We start from the raw sequence: 24,622 nt of genomic DNA on the forward strand, positions 1-24,622 counted from the left end.
TTATTTATTAAGATCCCCTCGCATAGAACATGCGATAGAAACGGGTAAGTGACTAATACGGTTTAAAGCAGGTGATGATGCTGTTAAGTGTGAACTGATTTAATTACTGTGCAATTTGGTAGGCGTGGGCAGCCCGCAATACGGTCGCGTCGTCAAAATAACGTCCGGTAAACATGAGTCCGACGGGAAGACCGACGACATCTTTACAAGGTACCGAGATCGATGGGTGGCCGGTCAAGTTGAACGCTGCGGTATTACACAGCATGTTCAGGGCTTGGGAGATATGAGCGGCTCTGTCCACTTCTGGCATCGGCGGAACTTCATGTGCTGTTTGCGGTGTGGTCGGCATCACCACCAAATCGAAGCGCTTGAACACCTCGTCGTAGACAGCTGTCAACTGGCGCGCCAAATTACGGGCTCGGCCGTAAAACACTCCGTGGTACTGCTCTTTCATATAGTGAGCGACCATCACGCTTACTTTGGCAGTGGGTGAAAAGTCACTGGCGTTGGATTTAATCGCCTTAGACATCGCCGACATCTGACGGGTGTTGTACCAGGCTTTAGTGCCATAAGCGTTAAGGCCGTGGAAGAACGTGTCGATACCGCCTTCGGTCGCGATGCTGTTCCAGATGGGGACTACGTGATTGTGCTCTGGTACAGAAATGCTCTGCACAGTAGCGCCTAAATGCTCGAGCAGTTTGATTGCTTCTCGCACCGCTTCGTTGACCTGAGGCATTGACCATGGCGTATTGAAACCTTCTTCAACCACAGCGATACGCAGTCCTCGCAGAGAACCGCTCAACGCCGCGGTGTAGTCAACTTTCTCTATGGAATCGGGCTGCCGAGGATCGCTCCACGCTTCGTCTTTGCCGGCTATGGCGGATAGCATCAAAGCAACACTTTCCACGTTTTTGGCCATCGGTCCGATATGGTCGAGCGTAAGGTCGTATCCGGCAATTCCGCTGTAAGGCACCAAACCATGCGTTGGTTTGTGCCCTACGATGCCTGACCAGGACGCAGGTATTCGAATGGAGCCTCCCTGATCGCCACCGATTGCAATGTCAACCTGACCGGTTGCAACGGCGATTGCGGAACCGCAAGAAGATCCGCCTGCTACATGTTTTGCATTGCGTGGATTTAGCCCCGGCCCATAGGTACTGGTATGACCCGCACCCGAAAAAGCAAAGTCGTCCGTATTAAGCATCGCGGTTATATGTCCGCCGGCGTTGATGATCCGGCTTACGATCGGTGCGTCTACATCGGGCACATAGTCGTAAAGCAATTTCGAACCGCAGGTGGTAGGGATACCGGCAACACAGATGGTGTCTTTAACACCGATAGTCATACCGCTGAGTGAACCTTCAATCGGTGCAGCCGACCTGACGTCGCACGTACGCACAATTGCGTTGAAAGGATCGTGCTCCCGCGTCGGCCGACTACCAGGAATACGAATGGCTGCAACGTTTGTCTGGATGACCTCGGGTATTTGATCAAGTACATCATAGTGCACCAGATTATCGGCGATCATTTGCTCGACCACACTTAACTCGTGCTCGGTCAGATGAACATGGGTTGACTCGCTGATGTTAAGAATATCGCTGCGAGAAGGTCTGCGTAACGTCATGAACTATTCCTCGGTTATTGTAATTATGGACAATCGCCCACGGGGATTCACTTTGCCAAACATGAAGGCAGAGCAGAAATAAACGCGTCAGCGTTAAGCTATGAATTATTTAATAATACTCGCGCACTACAGGTGATTTAGTAATCGTCAAGTTTGTTCGATGATTTGTTTTTTGCTACACCAGTCTCCTCATAACATTCAACTGGCTCGCCACATACAATCGATACCGCAAGAGCTTCAATAGATACCTGTTGATGCATGCTGACACTGCGCAACTTTTCAAATGCCTGATCTTCATTCAATTTAAATGCATGCATTATCTGCAGCAGTGCCTTGAACACGATGCGTCGAGACTTCACCCGCTCACGCAGTTCATTAATTTGCGTATTGATCCTCTTCAATTCCTCGAAGCGGTGTTCGACCTGCATTAACGCAAGATAGGTGCCGCTCGAGCGCACAGGTTTGACCAAGAAACTTGAGACGCCATTGGCCAGGCACCATTTGATCCGTTCCGGTGTTTCAGAACCCATCATTGCAATCAGTGGGATTTTTGGTTCGTTGCAAGCCCAGGGAAAAGTGAAACGCTTCTCTGAGTCCGCATCGAAGAAACACACATCAATTAAGTCCCAGTCATGACGCTGCGCAGTGTCTCGGGATTCAACCAGCATTCCCAGACGATTGAGTTGTGACTCCAGTGTTTGGCGATCGCGATCGTTCTTGTGCAAAAGCAGAACGCGGCGCCCGCGGAAAACTGGAATAGCCGCACTTTTCACTTCACCACCTGCACAGGCGTAGCAGCCTCTGATGCGTTACTTGAGTCTTTAAATACTGACCACGCGTCTACATCATGCTTGGCGTCGAACCACGCCAGATACGGATCGGGAGACAGTGGTGAGTGTCCCCCCATAATCACTTCGAATTGACCATTCTCCTCCGACCGCCCCAGCCGGGGGGTAAGTACGCAGTGGAAGTTTCCAGGGTCGACACGCACACACCCCTGAGGCGCATCAAAGGTGCACTCGGTAATCGCTTCACGAATGCTTGCCACATCGTGTTTCCCGGCTTTTTGTATTGCTCGGGCCAGTAAGTGAACCGCGTTGTACGAAGCCTCGGCGTCTACCGACGTGACGTTTGCCGCGCCAAAGCGCGCCTTGTATTGGCTGACAAATAGGCTGTTCGCTGGACTGATGATGCTTTGGAAATACACAGAAGATGAAAAATGACCTGCTCGTGCTTGCGGATCAACATGTTGCAATTCGGTTTCAGAGAGGTTGCAACTTGCAATCGGAGGTGCAGGGCAATCCCCCAGTTCTCCTTGGCGAACGGCCTCGGTGTAGCGATTGAGAAACGCGTGCGTCGAGGCGCCGATCAAGGTCGAGAAAATGAAATCCGGTTTGAATGTGCGAATTTCGTCAACAATCCATTCGACATCGGTGTCGTCCAATGACAAGTAGCGTTCAGCTAACAGCTCACCGCCATGTGTCTCGACGATGTCGCGCATGACCCGATTACTTTCCCAAGCCCAGACATAGTTGGAGCCGATGGTGTAGATACGATTACCGTAAACAGAAAGCATGTAACCCGCTAACGGCACGATGTGCTGGTTAGGCGATGAGCCGACGTAGATTACGTTGTCGCTGCACTCGAAACCTTCATAGTGCGATGGGTACCAAAGCAAGGCATTAGCCCGTTCGAATACGGGGACTACTTGCTTTCGGCTGGACGAGGTGTAACAACCGACAACGTGGGTCACGCTGCGGTCTTCCAGCATGGTTTGAGCCAACTCGGTATAACGCGACAGGTCGCCGCCCGGGTCAGCAATAACCGGTTCGAAGGCGAAATAGAATTGCTTGTCAGCAGCAATTTCTTCGATAGCCAGCAATGAGCCGGACAACATGGCTTGGCCCACGGAACCGTAAGTCCCAGTGGTCGAAAACAGCAGCCCTAATGGTACCGTCTGTTTTGTCGTCGAAAGCGTCATCGTGCACCGCCATTCTTGTTGTTATCAAACGTCCAGAACGAAAAAAGCCCAACAGCCAATTAAGGCATGCTGGGCTTCTTCGCCGTACCCAACCGCAAGAGCAATCAGGTAAATGTATGTTCCGGTATTGACCATTGAGGTCGGCAGACTAACCAGACAAGCCGAGTTAACTGCGAAACTGATCCGAAATTACGCTCCTCACCAATAGCAAGTCAACGCCTTTGTGAAAAAATATTTCAATCAGTCACGAGGACGATAGGCGCCATTCCATCGGCGCCGCGCAGCACTGTTTGCGCTCACCATAGCTACTCCTTCCTCAGCGCAAGCTCGGCCAACCACTAAAACTGGGCATCATGGCCACGCAGCTCGAATACTGCTTACACAACTGGGTCTTTCGAGACTCTTTGGGGGTGCCACTCGCGACGGTGGCAATCACGATAAAAATGAACAAAGGAACATAGTAGGCGACATGATTTTTTATTTTCATTGTGAGTGCTCTTATGAACATTGAAATAAAGCTTTCTCTTTGTTCTAGAACCCTCTCCAGGCACTCGGCAGTATTTGCCGGGCCGCCTGAAGAGGTTGACTGCAATCAGCGTTCGTCGACGGTGATGATTTCCCGGCGTTCGGCCATGCTGGCCGGTATCAGGTCTTCATCGGTGAAGAACTGCTCGTACCATTCACGCAACTGGTAAACCAGGCCGTCGGTTTCGGCCAGTACCGGCTTGTCGATGCGGACTTTGTGCTTTCAGATCACCACGTCCTGGTAGAACGAGTCGCGGTTGCCCTTCACATACGCCTTGGCCACTTCCAGGTTCTGTTCTTCGGTCCAGCCCGGTACGCGTTTGACCATGCAACCAAAGCGCAAGTCAAAGCTGTTGGCCATTTCCGGCAGGTGCGGAATGATCACACCCTCTTTCGGTGGACGGCCTTCAGGGTTGTTCCAGACGAACAGCAGGTTGTTTTCTTCGCAGGTGAGCCAGCTACGGGTCTTGGCCTTGGGGGGATGCGCTTGCAGTAAGGGATCTCGACGCACTTGCCGCCGGTGTCGTACTTCCAGTGGTGGAAGGGGCATACCAGCCGGTCGTTTTCGATGGTGCCCTGGGACAAGTCTGCACTCATGTGCGGGCAGTAGGCATCAAGAATGCTGATGGTGCCCTGGCTGTCAGCAAACGCGACCAGGCGGGTACCAAAAATATTCAGGGTATGTGGCTTGCCATCGCGGTAATCATTGGCGTTGCCGAGGCAGTGCCAGCCGCGGGCGTAACGGTGGGTACGCTGGGCATTCTGGATGTTGATTTCAGCGAGTTTAGTCATTGTTATTGTTCCTCGGTTGCAGACTTCGGGGCCTGTAATGCCTCCAAGAAATACAGGGTGAACCCTTGGCAGCCATCATTTAACAGCTGTACAAGGAGAACATCCTTCAATTGGACTAGATCAAATGCGATTGACTCGCAGTGGGCGCCGCGCAGCATTGGCGCCCTGCTCCTCAACTACTGACCGAAACGCCGCGCGGCTTCAGGGCCGAAATCCCGTGGGCTAAAACCCGGCCGGTTGAGCAAGTAGCCGTTACGCTGTTCATTGATCAGGTTAAACGCCAGGTAGCTCCCGGCATTGAGGTCGTAATACAGGCCCACACCGGCTTGTGGCCGCTGGCTCTCGTAGGCGTAAAAGTAATTGACCATTGAGGTGCGCCATAACTCGCCACGGTTGTCGTAGTTGTCAGCGAGAATGGGGAACCAGGTGGGCATGCAGGTGCAAGGCCCGGCGCAAATGCGGCAAGAGCATCGCGCACATGGCCCGATCGGTGTCGTCCTTGCACACTGGCTTCAACGCAGCCAGATCTTCAAGACGCGTAGAGGGCCGGTTGCCGATGCTCATAAGCCCCGAGGCACACATACGGTCCAGCGCCATACCCAGCACGCTCTCAGGCAAGCCGCCGGTATACGCGCACAGCCGACCGATGTTGTACGCCTGGGTGCCCTGCTGCTCCCCCGTCTGCTCGGCCATGCCAGAGCCGCCCGGCTGTTGCTATGGGGGGACGGCCTGGACGGCACACAAGCGGTTGACCTGGGATTGGCCAACGAAGCCTTTGAAGACGGCGAGCAATGCCTGGCCGCCGCACAAAAAATGGCACAGCGCTTACTCACCCTGCCCCGTGAATCCGTGTTGCACACCAAGCGTCTGCTGAAAAAGCCGCTGCTGGAAGCGCTGAAAGACACCCTGCGCCGGGAGAACCTGCTGTTTATGGAGCGCCTGAAAAGCGTCGAGGCCAAAGCTGTGCTGGAAGGCATGTTGCAGCGCAGTGCAGAGAAAGGCTAAAGCCGAGTTCGTTGCTGCTTACGTCATTAAATCTCGCCTTGCGCCAACCCCAACACCCATTCCCGAAATACCACCGCACAGGGCGACAACGGCCGATGTTTGACCGACACCAGGTACTCGGCACGTCCTGTCACGCATTCAAACCCGGTGACGCGCTGAAGCTCGCCTTTGGCGAAGGCTTCGTCGCCCATGAAGGTCCACGCCAGGCCAATGCCCATGCCTTGTTGCACCGCGCGAAAAGCCAAGGTCAGTTGGTTGAACACCGGGGCTTTTTCCGGGGCGAGGTAGTCGATGCCGAAATGTTCAAACCACTGCTCCCAGTCCAGGCAATGCCAAGCCGAGGTGTCGATCTGCACCAGGTTGGCGCTGGCCAGTTGTTCCAGGGTTTGTATATTCGTGACGTCCAGGGCTGCATGGGCAACCGGGAAGACGATTTCAGGAATCAAAAAATCGCTGTTCAGCGCACCCCACTCGCCTTGGCCGTAGAGGATGCCCAGGTCGTAATCCTTGAGGCTGGCTTCATCGAATTCATTCATCGCGTGCACGTGTACGGCGATGTCGGGATAGGCCTTGTTGAATTCGATCAGCTTGGGGAACAGCCAAAATTGCGCCAGGGCATGGGTCGCCAAAATTGAGACGGTGTTGGGTTGGTGCACATTGCGGATCCGCGTCACGCTCTGGTGCAGCGTGGTCAGGAGTGTATTGACCGTTATCAGCAGTTCCTGCGCGGCAGGCGTGAGCATGACGCCGCGCGGTTTTCTTTCGAACAGCGGCACGCCGATGCAGTCTTCCAACTGACGCATTTGTTTGCTCACGGCGCTTTGGGTCAGGAACAACTCCCTGGAAGCGCCAGTAAAGCTTGAGTGGCGGCCGACTGCTTCAAAGGTGATCAGGGTTTCCAAAGGCGGCAAGGCACGCAGGTAACGGTTGATGATGCAGCTCCTTGTGGCGACAAACAGCAAGATATTCCGCAGCGGAATGGGTGACTGATTTTTTATCGCAGGTGGCGTTGAATAGCTACCGATAGAATCTCGCCAAAGTCATTAGTTGAGTGGGCGTGATGAAAAGCGGGATTGTGTTTGCGTTGCTGGCCGGAGCCATTTGGGGCGGAGTCATTCTTGGGCCCTCCTTGCTGCCGGAATTTAATGCGGTACTGATCAGCAGCGTCCGCTTTGCGATGTATGGCCTGATTTCCCTGGCCGTTGCACTGCCCATGGCAGCACGCCTGCTGGCTAAAATCAGCCGCGCCGATGTCGGCATGCTGTTGCGTCTGTCGCTCACCGGTAACGTGCTGAACTATGCGCTGCTGGGGGCCTCTGTGCAGCTCAGCGGGGTCACGGCGGCCTCGTTGATCAACGGCATCATGCCGGTGGCCATCACGTTTTTGGGCCGCGCCGATGCGGGCTCGTTGCCGATCAGCAAACTCAAGCTGCCTTTATTGATGGTATTCCTCGGAATCGTATCGATCAGCCTGGAACATACCGCTGCCCATTCATCTGGCACTGAGTTGACCACGCAACTGCTGGGCATCGCTTGCGGGTTCTGCGGTGTGATCAGTTGGTCGTGGTACGCCACCCACAATGCCCGTTACCTCAAGCACAGCGCATTCAACAGCAGCGAATGGTCTACCCTGCTCGGCATCGCTACCGGGACCGTCGCCGTGGTGTTTGGCCTGGTGGCCTGGTGGCTGTTCCCCAACCTCATGCCTGCCAACATCGACAGCAGCCGCTGGATGGACTTTTTGTGGGTGTGCCTGTTCCTGGCGTTCTGCGGCTCGTGGATTGCCAATGGGTTATGGAATGCCTGCTCAAGGCGCATGGCAGCGTCGCTCAGCGCGCAATTGATTGTCTTTGAAACGCTGTTCGCCTGTATTTATGGCTTCTTTTACGCCCAACGCCTGCCCAGCCTCATCGAGTTGGTGTCGATTGCTTTGTTGGTGGGCGGCGTGGTCTGGGCGGCGAGGCGCCATCGATTACCGGGCGTTAAGCTGCCAAGCCCGGCCTGTCAGGGCTAAAGCGCTGTTACGCGTGCCAGCAACGATACCAGCCGTTGTTTTCCGAGACTTGCAGTTCAGTTTGATACAGCGCCGAAAGCTTCTCGCTGGTGAGGATCTCGCGCTTGGGCCCGTCGGCAATCAGTTTGCCCTGGCTGATAAGAATCACCCGGTCGATTTCCGGAATGATCTCGTCGATGTGGTGAGTGGTGATGATCATGGCGCGATCTTCGCCACAGAAATTACGCATCAGCGACAGCAAACCAAGGCTGGCGCCCATGTCCAGGCCGCTGGTGGGTTCGTCAAGAATCAGTGCTTGCGGGTGGTGAACCAGGGCGCGGGCCAGCAGCAAGCGGCGCTTTTGCCCGGTGGACAGGCGCTGGAACATGCGCTGCTCTTCGATATCGCTGCCCAATTGCTGCATCAGGTTGCGGGCCAAGGTGATGTGTTCTTCATTGGGCTGCAAGTGAGCGTGGGCGCCCATGGCGCCAAAGAAGCCGGACACCACCACATCCAGCCCCGAGGTGTACGGGGTGTAATCTTCTTGCATGTCCTGGGACACAAAGCCGATCTTGCTGCGCAGGGCCCACAGGTTCACGGTTTCATCGCCGAACAGCTTCAGGTAGCTGCCTTCACGCTCAACCGGATAGATCTCGCGGTTGATGAGCTTTAACAGGGTGCTTTTGCCGGCGCCGTTAGGGCCAAGGATGGCCACGCGTTCGTTGTAGCCAATGTGCAGCGAGACGCGGTCGAAGACCTGTGTTTGCTGCTGAAAAGCGCTGACCTGGTTCAAATCGATCATGGTTATGCCTTGGTTGACCGTGGGTGCGTGCCGTAGCGACTAGCGTTTTGCCGCGCGAGACTGTACGACGCATTCTTGGGTTTTGAAACCCTTTTGCGGCCGGTAAATCCTCTTCCAATGAGCGCAAGCACGCTGTGGCAATCTTCACTATGAATGGAAACATTTCTCATTTATATTTGCTGCCGCTCTGCACCCGCTCAGGCCGATCATGCCCTTCGACCCCGTCAAACCCTCACTGCTCAGTACACTGGTGCGTCACTACGACGAGCTGGTAGATCATGTGCGTCGGCGTTTTGGCGATCGCGGTTTTGCCCGCGAAGTGGTCCATGATGTCTGCGTGCAATTGCTTGAAAAACGCGAAAAGGATAACGTCCACACGCCGTTGGCTTTGTTGCGCAAGATCTCCCACGATCAAGCGGTCAACCGCTACCGCAGTGAGCGACGCAGCCAGGCCTGGCTCATTGAGATGCCCGAACCGCTGGATGCTGTCTGCCCGGCGCCGTCACCAACGCGCCAGTATGAGTCGGCTCGGGAGCTGGAGTTGCTCACCCAGGCCATCAGCCAATTGCCGGAGCGTTGCCAGATGGTCTTTGTCATGCACAAGATTCACGAGTTGCCCCAGGCTGAAGTGGCTGCACGTATGGGCATTTCACTAAAAACCGTTGAAAAACACCTGCGTCTGGGCATTGCTGCCTGCCGCGCACACCTGGATCGTCCGCCCGGCCCTTTATGAACACGCCCTCTTCACCCGAGCAACCGCTGTCCGCCGAAGACCAAACCCTGGCCCGCCATCGCGAAGAGCTGCGCAAGCGCTTTCCGATGCCCACCCCCAAGCCGCGCAAACCACGCACGCCGCTGGTGGTTGTGGCCCTGGTGGCCCTGGTGGGTGCAGGCCTGTTCTGGACAGACCCCAGCTATCGCATCGAGCAGTACAGCAGTGCACTGGGTGAGCGGCGCGTGCTCGATCTGGCAGACGGCAGCCGGGTGGTGCTCGACAGCGGCACCCAGGTTGAAGTCAGTTGGCACTTGCGTTCGCGTCGAGTGGCACTCAACAGCGGGCAGGCCTTGTTCGATGTCAGCAAGACGCTGTGGCGCCCGTTCCAGGTGGATGCCGGTGCTGCCCGCGTAACCGTGTTGGGCACCCTGTTCAATGTGGCCCGCGAAGAGAATGCCGTGCACGTGGCATTGGTGCGCGGCAGTGTCAACGTGCAGTCAATCACCCATCCGGCACAGCAACAGCGGCTGATTCCGGGGCAGCAGTTGGCGGTCCTTGACGGTCAGCTACAGCCAACCCGTAACGCCGACCTGCCCGGCGTGCTGGCCTGGCAAGAACGCAAGCTGGTGTTCTCCCGCACCCCGCTGGTACAAGCCATTGCGCAGATCCAGCGTTATCGTCAGGCGCCGATCCGTCTCGAAGATCCAGCCCTGGCGCAATTGCCCATCAGCGGCGTATTTAACACCGACAACGTTGAAGACCTGCTCGACCTGTTTCCGCATATCTTGCCCCTGACGATGGCGCGGGATGCGGACGGTACGTTGCACATCACCCACAAGCCTGCAAAAAAATAATTCAGTGACGAGGTAGGGTTTTGCCGTGCGGGTGACGGCAATAGAACTAACCCTAACGTTCTCAGGAGCCCCGTCCATGAAACAACGCTTGCCGGCGCGTCAGTATCTGTCGCTGTCTGTACTCGCCACCAGCCTTCTGTTCGCCCTCTCGGCCAATGCCCAGGACAAGGACACGTTCGACGTCGACTTGCCGAGCAGCAACCTGGAGCAAGCGCTGAATACGCTGGCCCAACAGTCCCGCGTGCAAATCATTTTCGCCAGTGACGTGGTCGGCAACAGCACCACCCCGGCGCTCAAAGGTCGCTATACCGCTGAAGAAGCCCTGCACCGACTGCTCGATAAACATGGCCTTAACGTGCAAAAGCGCGACGAGCAGACGTTTTTTATCGTCGCGCAAGACACCCGGGCCAATACCCTCACCCCGCCACCGCCTGCTGAGCCGGTAGCCTTGGGCACCATGGTGATCAAAGGCGATGTGCTGGGCAGCGCCACCGACCCCGAAGTTCGCACCTACGCGGGCAGCCGTACGGTGATTGGCAACGAGCAACTGCAAAAAGCCAGCGTGCGCGGGGTCGATGAAGCCTTGCAACGTGTACCAGGGGTCAAGGTGTTTGACGAAACCGGCACCGGCGCACTGCCACAAATCGCTGTGCGCGGCCTCTATGAAAGCCGCAGCGGCCGGGTTCAGGCTTTGTCCGACGGGATTCCGCTGGCATTGGCGCCCTATGGCCAGACCGGGCTGTCATTGTTCCCGGTGACCATGGCGACGGTGGATCGTATCGACGTAGTGCGCGGGGGCGCGGCGGTGCAATACGGCCCGAACAACGTCGGCGGGGTGATCAACTTCATCAGCAAACCCATCCCCCACGAGTGGCAAAACACCGTTCAAGAGCGCACCACCTTCAACCCCGGTGGCCGCCAGCTGTGGGACACCTACGTGGGCACCGGCGGTTACCTGACCGACAATTTCGGCCTGCAACTGGACCTCAACAGCATCAACGGTGAAACCGGTCGTGAACACTCCGACACGGATATCCAGAATTACCGCCTGCGCGGCCAATGGAACATCGACGATGACCGTGACCTGAGCTTCGGCATTCAGCACTACCGCGCCGACATGGACCTGCCTGGCGCTCTCAGCGTGCGCGACTACAAAGACAACCCGCGCCAGTCGACCCGCCCGCTGGACAACTTCGAAGGCAATACCGACCGCATCTGGGGACCTACACCCAACAATTGGGCGCTATTGGCCCGTTCGACTCGGTGCAGTTCAGCTGGACCAACTTCGCCCACAAGAGCTACCGCAACTTTGTCGTGGGCCTGCCTTTCACCCCGGATGGCACCGCCGTCACCAAGCAGGATGGCCCGCGAGACTTCAAGGTCTGGGGCAGCGAGCCGCGCCTGAGCATGAACATCGACGGCGACCAGGTCAGCCAGACCTGGCTGCTGGGCGCCCGCTACGTCAAAGAAGACATCGACTACAAGGTCGATCGCCAAAGCGTTGCCACGGGCAAAACCACGCCGTTCCGTGACTGGCAGTTCAATGACTCGGCCAAGGCGTTCTACATCAGCAACGCCATCGGCCTGTTCGACAACCGCCTGACCATCACCCCCGGCGCGCGTTATGAAAATGCGCGCATGGACTACGACGACGGCATCACCGGCTTTACCAACGAGAACACCTCCCGGGAGTGGTTGCCGGGCCTTACCGTCGGATTCCAGGCCAGTGACGACTGGTACGTGTATGCCAACGCGCAGAAATCACTGCGGCCGCCGCAAGTCACGCAGATCGTCAAGGAAGGCCAGGTCGGCGCTGAACTGGCGTGGAACTACGAAACGGGCGTGCGCTATACACCCTGGGATGGCCTGCGCGTCGATATGGGCCTGTACCGCATCGATTTTGAAGATCAGATCGTCTACAACGGCACCACAGACCGCTTTGTCAACCTGGGCAGCACCCGTCACCAGGGCATCGATAGTGAAATCTTCTGGACCCCGCAAGCCCTGCCCGCCCTTGACTTGCACGCCAGTTATGCCTACCTCGATGCCAAGCAGCGTAACGGTATCTACAAAGGCAATGACGTGCCCTTCGCCTCGCGCAACCAGTTCAGCGTCGACGGTCATTACCGTTTTGCCGAACACTGGAGCTACAGCCTAGATGGCCTGTACGTGAGCAGCGCCTTCACCGACGCCGCCAACAGCGTAGACGAAGATGCCATAGCCTCGGTCGGCCGGCTGCCCGCCTACTGGTTGTGGAATACAGCCATCGAGCGCCAGTTCAAGTTGCAAGACCACAGCGTACTGACCGCCTCTGCGGGCATCAGCAACCTGTTCAACCGCGAGTATTACTTCCGCGGCATCGACACCAGCCCGTGGGGCCGCCAACCTGCCCCGCAACGCTCGTTGACGTTGGGGCTGAACTATCAGTTCTGATTAACAGGCCCCCTCTCCTTCGGGAGAGGGCGCTTTTGACGTGAAAGATCAAAACCTGCCCCCCCATTCCCGTAGCAGTTGTCGAGCTTTGCGAGGCGACGTCCGTACGCACAGCAACCGCAAGGGGCAGAAACGCTTCAGCCTCAATGGAGCCTCCGATTGATGAAACTTTCTTCATAAAGGCATCTCGCCACACTTAAGGTATGCAGTTGCGGCATAGCCCATTCTGAAACGTCATAAACCTGTGTTTTGCTGCGTGGTAGTCTCGCTGAACCATGAACAGGCATAGATCGTAATTCGATGATGGCCAGAAACAGGAAAGATCATGCCCAAAAAGTCCCACACCGCCCTGCGCAATAACTTCCGCCAATTGCTTGCCACCCCTGCGTGTTTCGAAACGGCTTCGGTTTTTGACCCGATGTCCGCACGTATCGCCGCTGACCTGGGTTTTGAGGTCGGTATCCTCGGTGGCTCGGTGGCGTCGCTGCAAGTCCTGGCAGCCCCTGATTTTGCCCTCATCACCTTGAGTGAGTTCGTCGAGCAGGCCACCCGTATCGGCCGCGTCGCTCAGTTGCCTTTCATTGCCGATGCTGACCATGGCTATGGCAATGCCCTCAACGTGATGCGCACCGTCGAAGAACTCGAGCGTGCCGGTGTTGCTGCACTGACCATTGAAGACACCTTGCTGCCCGCACAATTCGGCCGCAAATCCACTGACCTGATTTCTATCGATGAAGGCATCGGCAAAATCAAGGCCGCCCTGGAAGCCCGTGTAGACCCGGCGCTCTCGATCATCGCGCGGACCAACGCTGGCGTGTTGTCTACCGAAGACGTGATCAAACGTACCCAGGCTTACGAAAAAGCTGGTGCAGACGGCATCTGCATCGTGGGGATCGACGACTTTGCACAGCTTGAACAAATCAGCGCGAAGCTCACAGTGCCGTTGATGCTGGTGACTTATGGCAACCCGAAACTCAATGACAGCCAGCGTCTGGCCAGCTTGGGTGTACGCATTGTCGTCGCCGGTCACGCCGCTTACTTTGCGTCGATCAAGGCCACCTACGACAGCCTGCGTGCCCAGCGTCACCTGACCAACAGCACCAATAACCTCAGCGCTACCGAACTGACCCACACCTACACCCAGCCGGAAGACTACGTGGCCTGGGCCAAAGAGTTCATGGACGTAAAAGAGTGATTCACCCCCCGGTTGGATAACACGGCCGTTATCTCACCACCTTGATAGACCTGTGGTTGGACAACGACCGCATGGAGAGCGTTACGTCAGACGATGTCATCTACCACACCGCCGTCTACCCGCAGTGCCGCCCCTGTCGTCGCCGACGCCTGAGGTGAACACACGTAGACGACCATGTTGGCGACTTCTTCAACCGTTGCTGCGCGCTGAATGATCGAGCTGGGCCGATTGTGTAAAACAAATGCAGTCGCCACTGACTCCAGGGTTTTACCCGTACGCTCAACCTCGTCTTTCAGCATGTTTGCAACCCCTTCGGACAAGGTCGGCCCCGGCAATACGCTGTTAACCGTCACGCCGCTACCTGCAACCCGCTTGGCCAACCCTCGCGCCAACGCCAATAGCGCTGTCTTGGACACGCCGTAATGGATCATGTCAGCCGGAATATTGCGTGCCGACTCCGACGACATAAACACCACTCGCCCCCAACCTTTATTGACCATGGCCGGCAACAACGCCCGACTCAAACGAACCCCGGACATCACATTGGTTTGCCAATAGCTGTCCCAGACCTCGTCATCGGTTTCGTAAAAGTCCTGAGGCCCATAGATACCGGCATTGTTCACCAAAATGTCGACCTCACCCGCATCGCGAACCAGCGCCGCAACACCCTCGGCAGTGCTCAAGTCAGCAGCAATACCTTGCACCGACGTGCCCGGCACCGCTTTCGTCAACCTGGCGACGGCCTCAGCCACAGACTCCGTACTGCGACCGTTGAGAACGATCTGCGCGCCCGCCTCTGCCAAGCCCTGGGCGATGGCAAAACCGATACCTCCGGTGGAAGCCGTTACCAGTGCGCGTTTGTCATTGAATTGGATGTTCATCCCTTCTCCTTGTCATACGTGATCGTGCGGATGTGTGATGGGCACACTCAGTACGACCTTCAACAAAGCGAATTGACTCCCCGACTGTTCAAAAACCCCTTGGCACCCACGAGTATCAAACAAACCACTCTTTACGCCCTTCAAAGGTGCTGACGATCAGGTCCACCAGCCTCTGAGCCTCTTGCGGGAATGCTGTTGCGGCATTGACGGCCAGCCAGGCCTGCCGCTCCAGGCTGGCGGGCAGCAGCCCGGGGATGGCGGTGAGGCCGCGATCACAGTGGCTCATGTAGCGCGGCAGCAAACCGATGCAGGCGCCGCAGCGGATCATTTCCAGCATCAATGAGTAATCGTGTACGTGCACCACGGCAGCCTGGCGTTGTTCCACCAGCGTATTCCACGGCTGCAGCACCTGTACCTGTTGGTCTGGTTGCCATTGCACCAGCATGTAGTCAGCCAGGTCGTCGAGGGTTTCTGGGCGGGTCATTAGCCGCGAGTAACGTTTGGCGATGTGCGGCAGGTAGTGCAAGCGCGCCAACGGCCTGACGGACTCAACGGCGAAGCTCGGGCCCGACGGGGCTGGGTCCATGTCTGAGAGCCACAGCACCACGTCAGCCTCGACCGTTTGCAAGGCGTGGTGGTTTTTCAGCGAGATGATGTCCAGGCGGATGCTGGCATTTCGGCGTAACAAGGCAATCAGGTCACGCCCCAAAATGTCATGCAGGATTGTTTCGGCGACGGCCAGGCGAATGCGCGGTTGCTCGCCCATGGCCACCGATAATTGCTCTGCGTCCGCCAGGGCAATCAGTTGGGCCTGCAATCGTTGGCCTTCTGGGCTGAGTACCAGCGACCGGCCCTGATAGTTGAACAGCGTACAGTTGAGGCGATCTTCCAGTTGGGTCAATTGCCTGCGTAACAGCGTGGCCTTGATGTTCAGGCTGCGCGCTGCCTGGGTGAAACAGCCACAGCGGGCGCTCACCAGAAAAAATCGCGCCACATCGCTACTCAGGGTGTTCGCCAGAAGCATCCTTGGTTCTGACAATTCACAGGATTTGCGGTAGCCGGTGTTGCTTTGGGGTGCAGCCGATTCTTGAAATGCCATGTAGGGTGACTCCCTGTCGTGGTGCCGGCGCGGGGCAAGCTGCGATCTGTTGATTTTGTTGGCAATCGCAGCCTGTTGCAGTGTCGCGTCCTTGCGCGGGGTTTACTCAAGTACTTTGTTTAACTGCGCACCATCGATGCTCAGGGTTGCCGTGTTGAGCATGCCTTCCAGATACGACTTGGCGATTTGCTCCTGGCGCTGGGCGCGCAAGGCCTGGGTCAGGCGTTCGCGCATGTCGTCGAGGGTGGCGGTATGTGCAGGCTGCTGGGCCGTGAGCTTGAGCACATGAAAACCCGCCGAGCTTTGCACCACATCCGACACTGACCCGACCTTGAGCCGCGAGACCACGCCACGTACCTCTGGCAGCAGCTGTTCCAGCGGCTGCATCCCGATATCCCCGCCATGCCGGGCGCTGTTGGGTTCTTGCGAGTACTGGGTCGCCAGTTCTGCAAACTCACCCGGCGCCTCTTGAGCCTTGCGGCTCAGCTCCAGCGCCTGGCGGCGCACCCCTTCTGCGCGTTGCCCCGGGCCCACTGCGAGGAAGATCTGGCTGACTTGATACTGTGCCGGCGTCACCCATTGAGCCTTGCCGCTGTCATAGGCCGCTTGCAGTTCGGCGGCGCTCGGGTAGTTGGCCGGCACTTCGCTGACCGACAACATGTAATCGCGGAATACGATCTGCTCGGCGGCAGCGCGGGTCTGTTGCTCAACCTCGGGGCGCTGACGCCAGCCTTGGGCATCGGCTTGTTCCAGAACGGCCTTTTGTGCCAGTCGGGAACGCAGCCAGGTTTCCAGGGCACTGCGGTTGCTGCGCAGTTGCTCGCGAGCCTCTGGCGGTAATGTCGCCATCACCGACTTGAGTTCCTGGACATCTATTTGCTGACTGCCCAGGCGGGCGACCGCAGGGCCGCTTTGCTGCAGATCAAGGACCGGCGCCGGTTGCTGAGCGGCAACCGGGTCGCTACCCGGACGCAGGCTCAAAACCACCGCCACCACCAGCAAGGTCAACGCGCCCGCGCCGACCACCAGGGTTGGTTTCTTCACAGGGCAGTCGCCTCTTCGCGGTTGTCGACAGACTCGGTCTGTTCTTGTTTCTCGGCCTGGGCTGCCAACTGCGCCGCTTGCTGGCTGTATTCACGCAGGTACACGATGAACTCTTGCAGCAAGCGGTCCCACAGCTCCAGCTGGCTGCGCAGGTGGACTTCACCGACACCGGCCACGACCACGTCCATTTCCATCAGCAAGAACTCGCCTTGCAACGACAGGCGAGCAAAGCGCCGCGAAGCGTTCCACACTTCGGTCAGGCCTTGTGGCAGTTGGCCTTGAACACGCAATGCACAGCTGTAGGTGAAGTCAACGTAGCTGCCCTGCTCCACTGCCGGGTTACCGAAACGCACGGCAAAACCGATGCCCTGGCTGGCGCTGAGCAGTTGCACGATGCCGTTCTGCTCGGTTTCGTTGACGCGGTAGCCTGCCGCTTGCAGCAGCTCAGTCAGGGTCTGGACGGTAACGCTAGTGATCAAATCGCTCATGGTGTGCTTCCTTGTCTATCAATGATTGAGGGCTGCTTGGGGGGCATCAAACCGGGTCTTGTACAAATCGTCGCCAAAGCCCTGGGCCAGTTCTTCGAACTTGACTCGTGCGCCGCTGGCGAATGGCTGGCGAATACTCATCACCTCAGCCACATCGATTTTTTCGTAAGCCGCGAGCAGTTGCTGGGCCACGCCGTACATCTGTTGATTCTTGGCAGCACATTGCTGCAGGTGTGTGTCACGTTCGGTCAATTGCGTCTGCAAGCGTGCACGTTCGGCTTCTTTGCCCCGCGCCAGTTGCAAAAGGTCTTCATAGGCCTTTTTAAACTTGCCGGTCTGTTCGTTGCTCGCCGCTACCTGGGCTTGCGCCTGGTTGTGCAGGTTCTGTTGCTGACCCACCAACTGCTCGGCCACGCCTCGGGTTTTCTCAAGCTCGGCGGTCAATTGCTTGATCTGTGCCTGCGCCTGTTTGGCCTGGTTTTCGGCAGCGATGCGCGCGGCGCTGGCCTGGGCCTGCTCGCTTTGCAGCGTCTGTAATTGCGCAGTGGTGCTGCGCAATTGCGTGCGCAGGCGCTCCTCCATGCCTTCGGCTGATGCACCGGTCGCGGCCAGGCTGCCCAAGGCCAGTACCAGGCCGCAAATTCGGGTGTTCATGTGGTTTCTCCCGGCGCATCAAAAGCGCGTGTTGAGTTCCAGTTGCATGACGTCGACCTCAAACGGCGCGCCATACACTTCGGAGGCGCTCAACCAACGAGCACTGGCGTAGATGTTTTTGTCGATGCCGTAGCTGCCGCCGACGAAATAGCCCTTGGCATTGGTGCCGCCCAGGTGAAAGGACGAGTCGTTGAAGCCGTCCGGCAAGGCGTCAGGCTGGATGTACTTGTAGCCCGCGAGCACGTTCCAGTCGCCACGCTTGCGCATTTCCAGCGCGTTACCGAGGGTGAATTGCAGCATCATTGCGTTGCCGCCACTCTCAAACTCGCCGCTGCTGTTGAGGTTGTTGACGATCTCGCCTTCCGAGCGCTTGAGCATCTTGCCTTTGTTGTATGACAGGTTGCGGATGTAGTTGCCCTGGGTGCGCAGCATCAGGTTTTCCGGCAACTGGGCGTCCCACGCCAAGTTCAGGTCAAGCACATCGAACTTGGACGCCAGGCCCACAAACTGAGGCTGTGGCGTAAGCCCCGGGGTATCCGGGTTCGGCACGATGTCGCGCAGCAAGAACACCGTGTTGCCCTTTTGCATAAAGGTCAGGCGGGAGCCGTCGGTGTCGCACCCTGGCTGGCCTTGCCACGGCTTGCACGGGGCAGAACGTTTGCCTTCAAGGTCTTCAAAGCGATAGTAAGCCAGCGCGCCCTTGAGGCTGTTGTCGCTGTTGAGCCGCCAGTCAGCGCCGATCTGGCCGCCAAACATCCACTTGTTTTTGCTGTCTTCCTTGTCCAGCCCGTTGCTGCTCGCGGTGTCCGAACTGTACTCAACCGGGAACGCGCCCAACGTAGCGAACACCCCCCAATCCTTGTTGAGCGTGTGATTGAAGTTGGCTGCGATCCCGTCAAAGTTCAGGTCTTTGGAGTACATCATGTCCGTTGAGTAGAACGGGTTGGCAAAGCGGCCGCCGGTCAGGGTCAGGCCCGGCATGGCTTTCCAGCTCAAGTAACCCTGGTCAAGCCACAGGTCTTTCTTGCCAAAACCGCCGCCCAGGGTCTGGTTGGCCGATACCGGGCTGTTGTCATTGCCGGTGCCGACCCGGATACCCGCCGTCCATTCCGGCGAGATGATCGCTTTCATGCCCAGACGGGCGCGCAGGCGCAGCAGGTTTTCGCGGTCTTCGCGGGTGTTCAGCAACGGCGGCATCTTGGTGTTGCTGTCTTTGTTAACGTCGTAAGGGCCGTTTTCGTTCAACTTGGCATAGTCGACGATTTCATTGCTGTTGTGGCCCGAGAAGTAACGGGATTCGTCGCGCAGGCGGATGTCGCCGTCAAAACTGATGCGTGACGCCCACTCCGGGAAGGTGTTGGGCTGAGCCCAGTTTTCCTGCTTGGCGGTGGCCATCACTTCAGCCTTGACCTGATCACGGATCTGGTCACGCACGGCGGTCGGCACGTATTGCACCCGTACATCGCCAGGCGCTGCCACAGGGCCAGCGGCAACCACCGGGGCTACGCTGGCCTGACGGGCTTGTTGAGCTTCACGTTCGGCCTGGGCAATCAGCCCGTCAGCGGCCGCTTGCTTGAGCACGCCTTGCTCGACCAGCAGGCGGATCAGGTTGATCGTGGCGTTTTCCGAGGGCGCGGCAGTCGCTGCCGATGCGGGGCCAACCAGGGTCGCGATGACCATGCCGACCGCCAGGGTCAGTCGATTCACGGGGGAAATCATGTGCTCACAACTCCTGTAAAAAACTGCAAAAAAGTTCAATCACTCCGGACGACGGCCCTTCAGGGACAGTCGTACCGGCAAGGTCAGCGAAGCCGGTGTGCGCTGCGTGGCATGCGGCGCACGCAAGGCAGCCAGCACCTGAGCATCGGTTTGGGCGTCACCGCTGGACTGCACCAGCACTACACGGGTGACCTGGCCATCCGCGCTCAGCCACAGGTCGGCCTGCACTTGGTAAGCCTTCTTGCGCAGCTCCGGGTCTTCGCGCAGCAGGCGCTGAAAGACCCCCGCCAGGTATTGCTTGTACGTCCCGGTACCCAGGCCGCCACCGCCAGAACCGGCCATGCCGCTGCCCTTGCCCGCGCCGACGTTGAACCCGTCGTTACCGGCCTGGGCGTCGCCATCGATCTGCATCGGGTTGGCCAGGTCATCTGCCGGTGACGGCGGCGCTTCTTCCTCGGGCTTGACGTCTTCGGGCTCCGGTGACGGCTCGGGCTCAACCACCTTTTCTTCCACCTGCGGTTCAGGCTCCTTGGGTTTTTCCGGCGGCGGCGGCGGTGGCGGCGGCAACGGGATAATCGTTGGCACCTTCGGCGCCTCCCGGCGTACGCCACTCATGTCATTGGCCCACTGCCAGATAAACCAGGCAGCAACGCCGCCCAGCAGCAGGCCTGCGCCCCACTTGAGCGGGCGCAAGAGCGTGTTTGGAGTCTGTGCGCTCATGTCGTATCAGCCCTGACTCGGTTTGCCGGTGACCAGGCCGACCTGGGACAACTCCAGGCGGCGCAGCAGGTCCAGCACTTCAATGACTTTCTGGTACTGGACCATGGCGTCACCGCGCACGATGACCGGGAAATCCGGGCTTTGTGCCTTCTCGATACGCAGGCGTTCTTCCAGTTCGCTCAAGGTGACCGGGTAGGCATCGAGGAACACCTGCCCGGCATCGTTCACCGAAATCGCCTTGGTCTTGGCTTCGGATAACGACACCGAAGCACTGGCTTTAGGCAGGTGGATCTGGATGCCCGACACTTGTGCGGTGGCGGTGAGGATGAACATCACCAACACCACCATCAGCACGTCCACCAGGGGCGTGATATTGATGCTGTCGACGGCGGCATCATCGTCATCGTCGTGGGCGGCGTTTACAGAAGCCATGACGTTTCTCCTCAGGCCGGCAAGGCGGCGTTGGCGTGATGGCCGCGCTGATGCGCCGCTTCACTGAATTGGCTCTCGCCGTGCATTTCCGCCAGGCGGGTGATGAACTCATCGACGAACACCCGCATGTCAGCGCTGACTTCCTTGTTGCGGGTAATCAGGCGGTTGTAGCCAAACAGTGCCGGGATCGCGACGAACAGGCCCATGGCCGTGGCCAGCAAGGCGGCCGCCATACCCGGTGCAATGGCGTTGATGTTCACGTCACCCGCCATCGCGGTGCCGAGGAACACCACCATGATCCCCATGACCGTACCGAGCAGGCCGATGTAAGGGCCGCCGGCGATGGCATTAGAGAGGGTCGAGAGCTTTGAGCTCAGTTGCTGGTTTTCACGGGTGCGCACACCGTCCATGGAGCAACGGATCGCTTCGATAGTGGCGGCAGACACCGACGAGGTATCAGCGCCCTGGGCACGGCGGGTACGGATTTCCTTGACCGCCACCAGGTACAGGCGCCACAGCGGCGAATGGGTCAGACGCTCGGCCAGGGCCTTGTCATCGGCAAACATTTCCAGACGCGTACCGACTTGAGCGAACTGCTCGCGGAATACTTCGTTGGCCTTGCTGACGCGAGTGACCATGCGGTTTTTGCGAATCATGATGATCCACGACTGAATCATCATGCCCACCAGCACCAGAATGATGATCCAGGCATCCATCGGCACGGCATTGAACAGGAAACCCAGGCTGCCGAAGCCGAAGCCCGACTGTTCTTCATCAACGCCATAGGCAACCAGCTTGGACTCAGAACCCTGCGCAGTCGCATCTGCCAGCAGCAGGCTGGCCGGGCGGGCGACCTTGGACAGGCGCAATTCGTCAATGGCCCCGTTCAACGGTTGGTAGTGGCTTGGCTCAGCGTCAGCGGCCTGCGGCACATCAGCACCAATGGCCATCGGCGAATTGAAGGCAGGCATGGCCACTGCCAGGCTGGCGGCTTCACGGCCGTTGACAAACAACGAGGTTTTTTCACCTTCGCTAGTCAGTGCCAGGTGTTGCCATTGGCCCGGTTTCAGTGACTGGTTCGAGACGGCGCGGTGGCCGTCGATTTCAACAAAAGGCACGCCCTGATCGGCACCGACCAACAGGCTGTGACCGGCTTCACGGCGGGCCAGCAACAGTTGCTCACCGGCCGGCTGGTCCAGACGCAACCAGGTGCTGAAGGTGAACGCAGCACCCGCGTTGTGTTGCAGCGACGGGCTGGCTGGCAGCAACACAGGTTGGCCGCCAAGCTGCAAGGCACGCCCGATAACTCCGTCAATGCTGGTGCCGGTGGCGTTTTGTGCAGTGTTGCCGTACGCCGTGGTGTCACGTGCCGGTGTGCCGTTGGCGCCTTCAAAATGGTAAAGCGCGGTGTAGTTCGGATCGAACGTCAACTGACCGTTCGAAGTGGCCGCGGCTTTCTGATTGCCGTAGTACATCCACAGGTCTTGACGCTGGCCGCCTTCGACCTTGGGTACATCGACCCAGATCAGGGCCATGCCCATCAGCGGGTCAAAACTTTCGATCTGGTGATTGAACACCGTCTTGTCGTCAGCACTGACAAAGCGCAGGTCTGAACCGTCTTCCTTGACCCCGTCAAAGGTGAAGTTGCCGGTGTGCAAACGAACCAGCAACGCTGTGCGGCCCAGCGGGTCATTAATGGCCGCGCCTTGTGGCGTGGTGTCCACCGAAATCTGTTTGCGGTAGTGCCAGTCATCCTGCCACCAGGCATGGGCAGTGGCCGGGAGCGCGAAGCCCAGGCAAATCAACAGACTCATTAATATGCGTTGCATGTGAACGGATCTCCGTGAAAGCGAATCAGAAAGTCGCCTGCACACTGAAGTGCAGTCGAGAGTCATGTTTTTGGGTGTTCGGGCCATCGACCAGCGGGTAGCCCCAGTCCAGGCTGCCGGACAGCCACTTGCTCAAACTGGCCCGGGTGCCGAGGCCGACACTGGCCAGGCGGTAGTCGTCTTCTTGCTCTTCCAGCGCGTCGCGCAGGTACAGCTGTGCCGCGTCGGCAAAGGCGTAAAAGCGCCATTCCTGCACGTAACTGCCGAGATATTTGGCCAGCGACGGGGTGCGCACTTCTTGCGAGAGCAGGTAGCCTTCGTCACCGGTGCGCTCGGCGGCGAGGTAACCGCGCACCGAGGTGGCGCCGCCGGCGGAATACTGTTCGTTGGACACCAGCGGGCCAGAGGCCAACTGGAAGCCGACCTTGGACGCCAGTTGCCAGTCGTTCTTGAACGTAGAAGTCAGGTTGGCGTCGCCCTTGAGCACGGCGAAGCTCGGGCTGGCATCCCAGCGCTTGTCGCGAAACTCCTGGGAGTCGCTGCCGTAACCGAAAAAGGCCCGGGTGCCGATCACCAGATTCAGGCCCAGCCCCAGCTGTGTTTGTTCGGTGTAGTTGTAACCGTTGTAGCCAAAGGTCAGCGGCGCGTATTTGAGCGGCACCTTGTCGTTGCTTTCGCCAAAACGCAGTTGCTCATCGAAGTCTTTGAAATCGACCCCGGCCGACAGCGAGTTGGCCCATGTGCCGCTCGACGGCAGGCTGTAGATGGCCGACACACCGTAAGAATGACCTTTACCCAACACGTTGCTGCCGCCGATGGTGGCGATGTTGCTGTCCGACTGATAACCCGAGAACTGCAGGCTCCAGCGTTCGCTCAAAGGCGCGGTATAAGAACCGGACCAGACTTTGGCGTTATCCATGTCTTGCGGGGCGGTGAAGAACGTCAGGGAAACGCTGTGGCCCAACTGCCAGAGGTTGTCGTAACCCACGGTGGCGACGCTGCGCAGCCTTTTGGTGTCGGCGCTGTAGTCGTTGTTCAGGCCCAGGCTGGCATGCCAGGGGCTTTGGTCTTCGACTTGCAGGTCAATGTCCATGGTGCCGGGGCGTTGCCCTTCGTGGACCAGTGGCGTGACCTGGCGCCCGGCGTTGCGGTTGATGCCCGCGAGCTGGGTTTGCACGCTAGTGAAATCAGGCACGGTGCCTTCCTTGAGGCCCGGCACTTCTTCCCGGATTTCTACAGGCGAATAGTGCTTGGCGCCCACCACCCGTACCCGCCCGACTTTGGTTTCGCTGACTTGCAGGTACACGATGCCGTCGTCGACTTTCTGCTCGGGCAGTTCGATAAACACCGATTGATAGCCGCGGTCCTGGTAAGTCTTCTGCAGGGCATCGCGGGCGCCCTCAATATCACTCAAGGTTTTTTGCGGCCCCAGGAAGGGATACACCGCTTCTTCGATGGCCTGCGCGTCGAGCACGGTATTGCCGCGTACGAAGTACTCGTTGACGTCTACCCGCCGCTCTGCACCTTGCGCCTGCGCGCCTTGCTCTTGCGCCAGTACCGGCTGCGCCAGCGCCAGCCAGCACAGCGCTGCGCCGCCGACCGGCCTGATTGACTTGAACAAATGCTCCACACCGCCCCCTAAATTGCCGTAATAAAACCCGTTGCCTAGCGCGTTACACAGGTAAGACCGGCGTGGTCGGGGGCTACCGAACTGATGTCATAAAAGCTTCATTCATCTTTTTAAACAGGACCCAAAGTCCCTGTAGGAGGGGCCGCCCCGTCTTCGACGCCGCGCTGTCGCGCAGCAAACAGGCCGCCGAGTATCTTCAGCATCCCC

Annotated in this window: 20 protein-coding genes and 5 pseudogenes; 7 read left to right on the forward strand and 18 right to left on the reverse strand. The window is 58.2% G+C overall.

Annotated features, from left to right (window positions below; genetic code table 11):
* Window positions 1-103: 103 nt before the first annotated feature.
* The 6 genes and pseudogenes from GHO25_RS02835 to GHO25_RS26455 all read right to left on the reverse strand — a co-directional run.
* Window positions 104-1,624: an amidase gene (locus GHO25_RS02835; RefSeq protein ID WP_153389854.1), complete on the reverse strand. Its 1,521-nt coding sequence runs from the start codon at window positions 1,622-1,624 to the stop codon at window positions 104-106.
* A gap of 137 nt (window positions 1,625-1,761) precedes the next feature.
* Entirely contained in the window at window positions 1,762-2,397 is a 636-nt protein-coding gene (locus GHO25_RS26710) for an ANTAR domain-containing protein (protein WP_153389855.1), read from the reverse strand.
* Window positions 2,394-3,605: a transporter substrate-binding domain-containing protein gene (locus GHO25_RS02845; protein ID WP_153389856.1), complete on the reverse strand. Its 1,212-nt coding sequence runs from the start codon at window positions 3,603-3,605 to the stop codon at window positions 2,394-2,396. Before GHO25_RS02845 ends, GHO25_RS26710 begins: the two co-directional genes overlap by 4 nt.
* A gap of 592 nt (window positions 3,606-4,197) precedes the next feature.
* A pseudogene (locus tag GHO25_RS02850) lies at window positions 4,198-4,922 on the reverse strand (Rieske 2Fe-2S domain-containing protein).
* A 176-nt stretch (window positions 4,923-5,098) separates the two neighbouring features.
* A pseudogene (locus tag GHO25_RS02855) lies at window positions 5,099-5,350 on the reverse strand (DUF1329 domain-containing protein); the annotation flags it as partial.
* A gap of 124 nt (window positions 5,351-5,474) precedes the next feature.
* Window positions 5,475-5,594: pseudogene (locus GHO25_RS26455) on the reverse strand (acetyl-CoA C-acyltransferase); the annotation flags it as partial.
* A gap of 39 nt (window positions 5,595-5,633) precedes the next feature.
* Here GHO25_RS26455 and GHO25_RS26460 point away from each other — a divergent pair.
* Window positions 5,634-5,927 carry a hypothetical protein gene (locus tag GHO25_RS26460; protein WP_256677148.1) on the forward strand — a complete coding sequence of 98 codons (294 nt, stop codon included), beginning with the start codon at window positions 5,634-5,636 and terminating at the stop codon, window positions 5,925-5,927.
* A 26-nt stretch (window positions 5,928-5,953) separates the two neighbouring features.
* On the opposite strand, the gene GHO25_RS02865 is transcribed toward GHO25_RS26460, so the two are convergent.
* Window positions 5,954-6,889, reverse strand: a complete 936-nt coding sequence (locus tag GHO25_RS02865; protein WP_153389858.1) for a LysR substrate-binding domain-containing protein — start codon at window positions 6,887-6,889, stop codon at window positions 5,954-5,956.
* A gap of 95 nt (window positions 6,890-6,984) precedes the next feature.
* Here GHO25_RS02865 and GHO25_RS02870 point away from each other — a divergent pair, with 95 nt between their 5' ends.
* Window positions 6,985-7,941, forward strand: coding sequence for a DMT family transporter (locus GHO25_RS02870; protein ID WP_372240919.1), 957 nt, complete (start codon window positions 6,985-6,987; stop codon window positions 7,939-7,941).
* Between the two features lie 7 nt (window positions 7,942-7,948).
* Here GHO25_RS02870 and GHO25_RS02875 read toward each other — a convergent pair whose 3' ends face one another.
* Window positions 7,949-8,722: an ABC transporter ATP-binding protein gene (locus tag GHO25_RS02875; RefSeq protein ID WP_153389860.1), complete on the reverse strand. Its 774-nt coding sequence runs from the start codon at window positions 8,720-8,722 to the stop codon at window positions 7,949-7,951.
* Window positions 8,723-8,930: 208 nt separating this feature from the next.
* Between GHO25_RS02875 and GHO25_RS02880 the strand changes: the two genes are divergently transcribed.
* The 5 genes and pseudogenes from GHO25_RS02880 to GHO25_RS02900 all read left to right on the forward strand — a co-directional run bounded on the left by GHO25_RS02880 (window position 8,931) and on the right by GHO25_RS02900 (window position 13,919).
* Window positions 8,931-9,455 carry an RNA polymerase sigma factor gene (locus GHO25_RS02880; protein ID WP_153389861.1) on the forward strand — a complete coding sequence of 175 codons (525 nt, stop codon included), beginning with the start codon at window positions 8,931-8,933 and terminating at the stop codon, window positions 9,453-9,455.
* Window positions 9,452-10,291 carry a FecR family protein gene (locus GHO25_RS02885; protein WP_153389862.1) on the forward strand — a complete coding sequence of 280 codons (840 nt, stop codon included), beginning with the start codon at window positions 9,452-9,454 and terminating at the stop codon, window positions 10,289-10,291. The genes GHO25_RS02880 and GHO25_RS02885 overlap by 4 nt, the downstream gene beginning before the upstream one ends.
* 76 nt (window positions 10,292-10,367) lie before the next feature.
* Window positions 10,368-11,069: pseudogene (locus GHO25_RS26810) on the forward strand (TonB-dependent receptor plug domain-containing protein); the annotation flags it as partial.
* A 431-nt stretch (window positions 11,070-11,500) separates the two neighbouring features.
* Window positions 11,501-12,724 (forward strand): annotated as a pseudogene (locus tag GHO25_RS26815) (TonB-dependent receptor family protein); the annotation flags it as partial.
* 325 nt (window positions 12,725-13,049) lie between these two features.
* On the forward strand, window positions 13,050-13,919 hold the full coding sequence (locus GHO25_RS02900; protein ID WP_153372055.1) for an oxaloacetate decarboxylase: 870 nt from the start codon (window positions 13,050-13,052) through the stop codon (window positions 13,917-13,919).
* An 86-nt stretch (window positions 13,920-14,005) separates the two neighbouring features.
* Here the strand turns inward: GHO25_RS02900 and GHO25_RS02905 are convergent, their stop codons facing one another.
* The 10 genes from GHO25_RS02905 to GHO25_RS02950 all read right to left on the reverse strand — a co-directional run bounded on the left by GHO25_RS02905 (window position 14,006) and on the right by GHO25_RS02950 (window position 24,415).
* Window positions 14,006-14,800: an SDR family NAD(P)-dependent oxidoreductase gene (locus tag GHO25_RS02905; RefSeq protein ID WP_153332537.1), complete on the reverse strand. Its 795-nt coding sequence runs from the start codon at window positions 14,798-14,800 to the stop codon at window positions 14,006-14,008.
* Window positions 14,801-14,915: 115 nt separating this feature from the next.
* Window positions 14,916-15,899: a LysR family transcriptional regulator gene (locus GHO25_RS02910; RefSeq protein ID WP_153389863.1), complete on the reverse strand. Its 984-nt coding sequence runs from the start codon at window positions 15,897-15,899 to the stop codon at window positions 14,916-14,918.
* A gap of 102 nt (window positions 15,900-16,001) precedes the next feature.
* Window positions 16,002-16,943: a peptidylprolyl isomerase gene (locus GHO25_RS02915; protein ID WP_178109958.1), complete on the reverse strand. Its 942-nt coding sequence runs from the start codon at window positions 16,941-16,943 to the stop codon at window positions 16,002-16,004.
* Complete coding sequence (locus GHO25_RS02920; protein ID WP_048372128.1) at window positions 16,940-17,431, reverse strand: YbjN domain-containing protein; 492 nt, start codon at window positions 17,429-17,431, stop codon at window positions 16,940-16,942. Before GHO25_RS02920 ends, GHO25_RS02915 begins: the two co-directional genes overlap by 4 nt.
* Before the next feature lie 18 nt (window positions 17,432-17,449).
* Window positions 17,450-18,085: a hypothetical protein gene (locus GHO25_RS02925; protein WP_048372125.1), complete on the reverse strand. Its 636-nt coding sequence runs from the start codon at window positions 18,083-18,085 to the stop codon at window positions 17,450-17,452.
* A gap of 18 nt (window positions 18,086-18,103) precedes the next feature.
* Entirely contained in the window at window positions 18,104-19,804 is a 1,701-nt protein-coding gene (locus GHO25_RS02930; protein ID WP_153389864.1) for a putative porin, read from the reverse strand.
* Window positions 19,805-19,843: 39 nt separating this feature from the next.
* A complete protein-coding gene (locus GHO25_RS02935) occupies window positions 19,844-20,524 on the reverse strand; it encodes an energy transducer TonB (RefSeq protein WP_153326368.1) in 681 nt (226 codons plus the stop codon).
* 6 nt (window positions 20,525-20,530) lie between these two features.
* Window positions 20,531-20,956: a biopolymer transporter ExbD gene (locus GHO25_RS02940; RefSeq protein ID WP_048372120.1), complete on the reverse strand. Its 426-nt coding sequence runs from the start codon at window positions 20,954-20,956 to the stop codon at window positions 20,531-20,533.
* 11 nt (window positions 20,957-20,967) lie between these two features.
* The gene (locus GHO25_RS02945) at window positions 20,968-22,785 is read right to left on the reverse strand and encodes a DUF2341 domain-containing protein (RefSeq protein WP_153389865.1); all 1,818 of its coding nucleotides are present in this window, start codon (window positions 22,783-22,785) and stop codon (window positions 20,968-20,970) included.
* 25 nt (window positions 22,786-22,810) lie between these two features.
* A complete protein-coding gene (locus GHO25_RS02950) occupies window positions 22,811-24,415 on the reverse strand; it encodes a ShlB/FhaC/HecB family hemolysin secretion/activation protein (RefSeq protein WP_178109959.1) in 1,605 nt (534 codons plus the stop codon).
* Between the last annotated feature and the right edge of the window lie 207 nt (window positions 24,416-24,622).

Source organism: Pseudomonas sp. FSL R10-1350 (genome assembly GCF_009600525.1).
In the GTDB taxonomy this organism is placed as follows: Bacteria; Pseudomonadota; Gammaproteobacteria; order Pseudomonadales; family Pseudomonadaceae; genus Aquipseudomonas; species Aquipseudomonas helleri.